This window comes from Rhizobacter sp. P2_H2, from assembly GCF_056403375.1.
In genome coordinates this window covers 1-7,613 of the sequence record NZ_JBFUFP010000175.1, presented here as the reverse complement: position 1 = coordinate 7,613, position 7,613 = coordinate 1, and the positions used below count along the sequence as shown (strand labels likewise).

The 7,613-nt window shown below is 68.5% G+C and carries 7 protein-coding genes; 5 read left to right on the top strand and 2 right to left on the bottom strand.

What is annotated here, in order from left to right:
• Positions 1-63 precede the first annotated feature (63 nt).
• The 3 genes from AC1D15_RS12175 to AC1D15_RS12165 are packed head-to-tail and all read left to right on the top strand — an operon-like array spanning position 64 to position 2,448.
• Complete coding sequence (locus tag AC1D15_RS12175) at positions 64-870, top strand: ABC transporter ATP-binding protein (RefSeq protein ID WP_477826169.1); 807 nt, start codon at positions 64-66, stop codon at positions 868-870.
• Positions 871-874: 4 nt separating this feature from the next.
• Positions 875-1,702 carry an ABC transporter permease gene (locus AC1D15_RS12170; protein ID WP_047508314.1) on the top strand — a complete coding sequence of 276 codons (828 nt, stop codon included), beginning with the start codon at positions 875-877 and terminating at the stop codon, positions 1,700-1,702.
• A 56-nt stretch (positions 1,703-1,758) separates the two neighbouring features.
• Entirely contained in the window at positions 1,759-2,448 is a 690-nt protein-coding gene (locus AC1D15_RS12165; RefSeq protein ID WP_477826168.1) for a peptidylprolyl isomerase, read from the top strand.
• 33 nt (positions 2,449-2,481) lie between these two features.
• On the opposite strand, the gene AC1D15_RS12160 is transcribed toward AC1D15_RS12165, so the two are convergent.
• Together AC1D15_RS12160 and AC1D15_RS12155 are read right to left on the bottom strand one after the other, a co-directional pair.
• Complete coding sequence (locus AC1D15_RS12160) at positions 2,482-4,512, bottom strand: S9 family peptidase (protein ID WP_477826167.1); 2,031 nt, start codon at positions 4,510-4,512, stop codon at positions 2,482-2,484.
• Between the two features lie 86 nt (positions 4,513-4,598).
• Entirely contained in the window at positions 4,599-6,119 is a 1,521-nt protein-coding gene (locus AC1D15_RS12155; protein WP_477826166.1) for a CoA-acylating methylmalonate-semialdehyde dehydrogenase, read from the bottom strand.
• 102 nt (positions 6,120-6,221) lie between these two features.
• Here AC1D15_RS12155 and AC1D15_RS12150 point away from each other — a divergent pair, with 102 nt between their 5' ends.
• A complete protein-coding gene (locus AC1D15_RS12150; protein ID WP_477826165.1) occupies positions 6,222-7,220 on the top strand; it encodes a LysR family transcriptional regulator in 999 nt (332 codons plus the stop codon).
• Positions 7,207-7,613, top strand: a 407-nt coding sequence (locus tag AC1D15_RS12145) for a PaaI family thioesterase (RefSeq protein WP_477826164.1), incomplete at its 3' end; no start/stop codon positions are given. The genes AC1D15_RS12150 and AC1D15_RS12145, both read left to right, overlap by 14 nt.

Sequence of the window (7,613 nt, the reverse complement as noted above, 5' to 3'; positions counted from 1 at the left end):
GGACCTGCAGGCGGTCTACACGAACGAGTTCGTGAAGAAGGCCAACGCGAAGTACCCGAAAGCATGACCGAGGCCTCCGCACTGCAGTTCGACGGCGTCAGCTGCACCTTCATCTCGCGCGACGACCCGGGCCAGCGCTACACCGCGGTGCGCGATGTCTCGCTGACCGTCGGCGCCGGCGAGTTCGTCTCGGTGGTCGGGCCGACCGGCTGCGGCAAGAGCACGCTGCTGAACATGGCCGCCGGGCTGCTGACGCCGAGCAGCGGCACGGTGCATGTCTTCGGGCGCCCGCTGGCGGGATTGAACGCGCGGGYCGGCTACCTGTTCCAGGCCGAGAGCCTGATGCCGTGGCGCACCGCGCTGCGCAACGTGATGGCCGGGCTGGAGTTCCGCGGCGTCGCCGATGCGAAGGCGCAGGCCGGCGAGTGGCTGCGCCGCGTCGGCCTGGGCGGCTTCGGCGACCGCTACCCGCACCAGCTGTCGGGCGGCAYGCGCAAGCGGGTGAGCCTCGCGCAGACGCTTGCGCTCGACCCGGACATCATCCTGATGGACGAGCCGTTCTCGGCGCTMGACATCCAGACCCGGCAGCTGATGGAGAACGAGGTGCTGGCACTGTGGGCCGCCAAGAAGAAGGCGGTGCTGTTCATCACGCACGACCTCGATGAAGCGATCGCGATGAGCGACCGCGTCGTCTGCCTGAGCGCCGGGCCGGGCTCGCACCCGATCGGCGAGTTCCGCATCGACCTCGAGCGGCCGCGCGACGTGGCCGAGGTGCGCACCGCGCCCCGCTTCGTCGAGCTGCACCAGGCGATCTGGTCGGTGCTGCGCGACGAGGTGGTCAAGGGTTATCAGCAGCAACTCGCAGCCTGACGCCATGTGGAAGTACATCAAGCCCCGCCCGGGCAACCTGCGCCTGTGGCAGCTCGGCCTGCTGGTCGCGATCTTCGTGCTGTGGCACGTGCTGACCGCACCCGGCCTGGTCCGCCCGTTCCTGTTCGAGAACGACCGGCAGGCGGCGTTCTTCTTCGGCGAGCCGCTGAAGATCTTCGCGCGCGTGTGGGCCTGGTTCGTGACGGGCGCCGACATCTACCACCACCTGTGGATCACGCTGCAGGAGACGGTGCTCGCGTTCGGCTTCGGCACCGCGATGGGCCTCGGGTGCGGGCTGTGGCTCGCGCTCAGCCCGATGGCGGCGGCGATCTGCGAGCCCTACATCAAGGCGCTGAACTCGATGCCGCGCGTGATCCTCGCGCCGATCTTCGCGGTGTGGTTCGGCCTGGGCGTCGCGAGCAAGGTCGCGCTGGGCATCACGCTGGTGTTCTTCATCGTCTTCTTCAACGTCTACCAGGGCGTCAAGGAGGTGAGCCCGGTGGTGCTCGCGAACGCGCGCATGCTGGGCGCGAGCCGACGCCAGCTGCTGCGCCACGTGTACCTGCCGAGCGCCACCAGCTGGGTGTTCAGCTCGCTGCACACGAGCGTGGGGCTGGCCTTCGTCGGTGCGGTGGTCGGCGAGTACCTCGGCTCGGCCGAGGGCGTCGGCTACCTGATCCTGCAGGCCGAGGGCTCGTTCGACATCAACACCGTGATGGCCGGCATCCTGGTGCTGACGGCCTTCGCGCTGCTGCTGGACGCGGCCGTCGGCTGGGGTGAGCGGCGGCTGATGAAATGGCAGCCGAAGACCGGCGAGACCGAGAAGCTCTGAAGTCGCCGAGAATCGCGGCTTCGCCGCCATCGGCGGCCCACCCTCCGTTCAATCCCATGTCGACTTCTCGCCTGATCCCGTTGTTCGCGATGGTTGCCCTGACCGCCTGCGGCGGTGGCGGCAGCAGCAGTCCCTCGTACCCGGCGGCGCCCACCTTCCCGCCCGCGCCGGTCTCGATCCCGGCCACGCCCACGACCAGCTGCAGCGATGCCGGCAAGGCCGCTGCTGCGGCCAGCACCGCGACGAACACCGTCTGCATGCTCACCACGCACGGCGAGATCGTGATGGAGCTGTACGCCGACAAGGCGCCGATCACGGTCGCGAATTTCCTGCAGTACGTCGCCGCGAAGCGCTACGACAACACGCTGCTGCACCGCGTCGTCGCGGGCTTCGTCGTGCAGGGCGGTGGCTACGGCGGCGACTGGACCCACATCCCGACCTACGCCCCGATCGCGCTGGAGAGCGACAAGGGCCTGAGCAACGTGAAGGGCACGGTCGCGATGGCGCGCCAGAGCAGCACCAACACGGCCACGGCGACCAGCGAGTTCTTCTTCAACGTGGTCGACAACCACGCCTGCCTGGACATCCGGCCGACGGGCGCGAACTGCGACCAGAACGGCTACGCGGTGTTCGGCAAGGTCATCGCCGGGTTCGACACCCTCGACAAGATCACCGCGCTGAAGGTCGACTACTTCGCGGTGCCGACGGTGCCGACGGCGACGTTCTGGGTCCAGCAGCTCAAGTAAAGGATCGCCCGGCGATGGGCCGGGCGTCGCGGGTCAGCGCGCAGGCTTCAACGATTTCGCGAGGAAGACTTCGAGCTTGCGGTAGAAGTCGGTCTGGTTCGTTGGCGTGCAGAAGCAGTGGCCTTCGTCGAAGTAATCGACCATCTCGATGTCCACGCCCGCATCCTGTGCAGCCGAGACGAACTTGCGCGCATGCTCGATCGGCACGCGGCGGTCCAGGCTGCCGTGCGCGAGCAGGATCGGGATCTTGATTTCGCCGGCGCGCTTCAGCGGCGATGTGGCCGCGAACTGGGCGGCGTCCTTCACCGGATCGCCGACCAGGACGGGCATGCCGTACTTCTTGTAGTCATCGAACATGTCGCTCCAGTCGAGGTTGCGCATCAGGTCGATGTCGGTGACGCCTGCGTAGCTGGCGGCGCACTTGTAGACGCCGGGGCTGGCAATGGCACCCATCAGCGCGGCGTAGCCGCCATAGCTGCCACCGTAGATGCACACTCGCGCGGGGTCGACCAACTTCTGCTCGGCGGCCCACTTGACCGAGTCGGCGAGGTCGTCCTGCATCGCAAGCCCCCATTGCTTCCATCCGGCGCGGAACAGGTTGCCACCGTAACCTTCGCTGCCACGGAATTCCGGTTGGATCACACGGTAGCCGCGTGACGCGAGGAACTGAGCCTCTGCCTGCCAGCTGATGTCAGCCCCGCGGATCCAAGGGCCGCCGTGGACCAGCATCACGGCAGGCAGCGGCTCGGTGGCGGAGGCGCCTTTCGGGCTCGTGATATAGACCGGGATGGCGAGGCCGTCGCGCATCTTCACGCGGTGAAAGCTGCGGGTGCCCTGGGTCGATTCGTCGATCCAGGGGCGCTGCGAGGCGATCTTTTCCAGCGAGTTCTTCTTCTTGTCGAACAGGAAGTACTCGCCTGGCTGGCGGTCGGATGTGGAGCGGACGACGTAGAAGCGGGTCGACTCGCACTCGCCGCAGATGATGCGGTTGCTGCGGCCGGCGGGCAGCGCGGCATCGAGGGCCTGCTGCAGGCGTTGCATCACCGGATCGAACCAGACGCTGATCGGGCGGTCGGCCCTGAAATGAACGCCCAGGACTTGACCGGTTCGGGGATCATCCTCGAAGCCGCCATCCACGTCGAAGCCCTTGACGCTCATCACCGGCTCCGGATCCAGGCGACGCGCGGCGAAGTCGAAGCGGTACATGCCGCGGGTGTCGGTATTCATACCCGCCGAGACCAGCAACTGGCCTGCGCCATCGATGATCTCCGGGTCGAATGATGCACCGTGGCTGTCGTACGAATCGAACTCAGCCACCTGTTCCCACCGGTCCGTCTTCGGATTGCGCCAGTGAACGCTCGTCTTGCCATCTCTCTGTGCCGTCACGACACGGGGCTGGCCCTGCCGATCGAGTGTCCAATCCCGCACACCGTCGGGCGCGCCCTGGCTCAGGTTGGTCAGCTTCATCGTCACCGTGTCCATCCGCGCCAACTGGATGTTGGCCAGCACACCGGCCTTGCCCCAGACATAGTGTTTGAGGAAGACATCATTGCTGCCGTCGCGGGCCGGCGAGTGCAGGTACCAGTCCCACGGGAGAGTGCGCGACTTGACGAGTGCATGGTCCTGCGTCGTGTCGCGGGCCGAGACCAACTGGTTGTATCCGCTGCCGTCGTGGTTGACGGCAAACACACCGTAGCCTCCTTGCCGGACCTCCGCACCGGGGTCGGCGGCCCCGTACACCAGCCGGTCGTCGGTGACCCAGTCCGCGCTCTTGACGTCGGCATCGGTGTAGTCCGCCACCACGCGGATCTGCCCGACCGGATCGAGGTCCATCACGCCGAGCCGCCAGCGCCCGGTCGGGCCGGTCAGGATCAGCGCCAGTCGCCGCCCGGACGGCGAGATCCGCACGCTTTGAATGTCCGGCCACTTGGTGAACTGCTCGATCGGCAGCAGTCCGCCCGCAGGCGCCTTCGCCGGTTCAGCCGCCTGCAGTGCCGTGCCGACGCACAGGCCGCACAGCGCCACGCCCAGGGCGCGCGCGCCCTTCCTCCATATTGCACGCATGCGTGCCCTCCCGATGGTGTCGTGATGCGGCTGTCATCGCCGCGAAGCGGGCGATGTTACGACCACTTACCCCGGGAGCGCAGCGTTCATTTGGCGGTCGGCATCACGAATTCGGCGCCGCGCGCGATGCTCGACGGCCAGCGCTGCATCACGCTCTTCTGCTTTGTGTAGAAGCGCACGCCCTCCTCGCCATAGGCGTGCATGTCGCCGAACAGGCTTTTCTTCCAGCCGCCGAAGCCGTGCCAGGCCATCGGCACCGGGATCGGCACGTTGATGCCGACCATGCCGACCTGCACGCGCCGTGCGAACTCGCGTGCGACGTTGCCGTCGCTCGTGAAGCAGGCGACGCCGTTGCCGAACTCGTGCGCGTTGACGAGCGCGAGCGCCGCCGCGAAATCCGGCACCCGCACGACGGCCAGCACCGGCCCGAAGATCTCCTCGCGGTAGATGCGCATCTGCGGCGTCACGTGGTCGAACAGCGTGCCGCCGATCCAGAAGCCGCCGTCGTGCCCGGGCACGCGCAAGCCGCGACCGTCGACCACCAGCTGCGCGCCTTCCTGCACGCCGATGTCGATGTAGCCGCTGATGCGCTCGAGCGCCTGCGCGGTGACGATCGGGCCCATCTCGGCATCGAGCTCCATGCCGTTCTTCACCTTCAGCGTCTTCGCGCGCGCCGCCACCGCATCGACCAGCCGGTCGGCGATGTCGCCCACCACCACCGCGACGCTGATCGCCATGCAGCGCTCGCCGGCCGAACCGTAGCCGGCGCCGATCAGCGCGTCGACCGCCTGGTCGAGGTCGGCGTCGGGCATCACCACCATGTGGTTCTTCGCGCCGCCCAGCGCCTGCACCCGCTTGCCGTGGTGCGCGCCGGTCTCGTAGATGTACTGCGCGATCGGCGTCGAGCCGACGAAGCTGAGCGCCTTCACGTCGGGGTGCGTCAGCAGCGCGTCCACCACGACCTTGTCGCCCTGCACGACGTTGAACACGCCGTCGGGCAGCCCGGCCTGCTTCAGCAGCTCGGCCATGAACAGCGAGGGCGACGGGTCGCGCTCGCTCGGCTTCAGGATGAAGCTGTTGCCCGCGGCCAGCGCCACCGGGAACATCCAGCAGGGCACCATGCACGGGAAGTTGAACGGCGTGATGCCGGCCACCACGCCCAGCGGCTGGCGCAGTGTCCAGTTGTCGATGCCTGTCGAGACCTGGTCGGTGAAGTCGCCCTTCAGCAGCTGCGGGATGCCGCAGGCGAACTCGATGATGTCGATGCCGCGCGAGACCTCGCCCTGCGCATCGGTGAACACCTTGCCGTGCTCGGCGGTGATCATCGCGGCCAGCGTGTCGCGCTGCTGGTTCATCAGCTCGAGGAACTTGAACATCACGCGCGCGCGGCGGATCGGCGGCGTCTGCGCCCAGCCGTCGAACGCGGCTTGCGCGGCGGCCACCGCGGCGTTCACGTCGTCCGCGCTGCCCAGCACCACCTGCCGCGCGACCGCGCCGGTCGCCGGGTTCCAGACCGGCTGGCGGCGCCCGCTGCGGCTCGCGACCGGCGCGCCCTGGATGAAGTGGCCGACCTCGGCGGTGGCGGTGAACGGATCGTGGGCGCCCATGGCGTGGTCTCCTGGAGCTGTGGGGGTACCGATCCAGTCTAGGAGCCGGTTCGCCGCTTGCCAATGCGATCACGGTGACTTCATTGTTCGATAATCTGAACAATGACGACCGTGGACCAACGCATCGACCTGCTCTGGCCGCAGGTGCACACGCTGACGCTGCTGGGGCAGCTGGCGAGCTTCACGCAGGTGGCGCAGCGGCTCGGGCTGTCGAAGGCGGCGGTCAGCCAGCGCATCACYGAGCTGGAGCGCGCGGTCGGCCAGCCGCTGGTGCAGCGCACGACGCGCTCGGTGCGGCTGACCGATGCGGGGCGGCGGCTGGTCGAGCAGACCGGCGAGGCCTTCGAGCTGATCGCGCGCAGCGTGGTCGAGGCGCGCGACCAGGCGGCGCAGCCGCGCGGGCTGGTGCGCATCACCGCGCCGGTGGCGCTCGGGCGGCAGCATGTGGCACCGCACCTCGAGGCCTTCGTGCGTGCGCATCCCGACATCCGTGTCGAGCTCGACCTGTCGGACCGGCTCGTCACGCTGGCCCATGAGGGCTTCGACCTGGCGGTGCGCCACACCAGCGCGCCGCCGGAGAACCACGTGGCCTGGAAGCTCTGCGCGTCGCGCGCGCTGCTGGTGGCGACGCGCGCGTACCTGAAACGGCAGGGCACGCCGAAGACGCCGGCCGACCTGGCCGGCCATGCCTGCCTGACCTACCTGCGGCCGGGTCCGGCGGTGTGGCAGTTCGAGCGCGACGCGCTGGGCGATGAGCCCGAGCCGCAGCGGTTGAGCGTCGTCGCGCAGGGGCCGCTGCGGGCCGGCAACAGCGAGGTGCTGCGCGACGCGGCGCTGGCCGGCCTCGGCATCGCGCTGGTGCCGGATTTCAGCGCGGCGGCGGCGCTGCGGGCCGGCAAGCTGCGCGAGGTGCTGCCGCAATGGCGGCCGGTCGGCTTCTTCGGCGATGCGGTCTACGCGATGCGGCCGTGGAGCCCGAGCACGCCGAAGGCGGTGCAGGCGCTGGTCGCGCACCTGCGCGCGGCACTGGCCGGCGGCTTCGGCGAAGCCTCGCTACAGTCGCCATCTGCATCACCGGAGGGAAACCATGCTGCGCCCTGACATCACCATCGAAGGATTCCACGAACGCCAGGCGGGCTTCGCACCCGACCGCTTCGGCGTGCAGATCACTGCCATCGCCGAGGGCCACCTCGATTCGCAGATGCAGGTACAGCCGTGGATGCTGGCGCCGAACGGCTTCCTGCACGCGGCCAGCGTGATCATGCTGGCCGACACCAGCGCCGGCTACGCGACCATCGCGCACCTGCCCGAGGGATCGAAGAACTTCACGACGATCGAGCTGAAGAGCAACTTCTTCAGCACCGCGAAGGAAGGCCTGATCCGCTGCGAGGCCCGCGCCGACCACCTCGGCCGCTCGACGCAGGTCTGGTCCGCCACCGTCTTCAGCCCGCAAGGCAAGAAGATGGCGCTGTTCCGCTGCACCCAGATCATCCT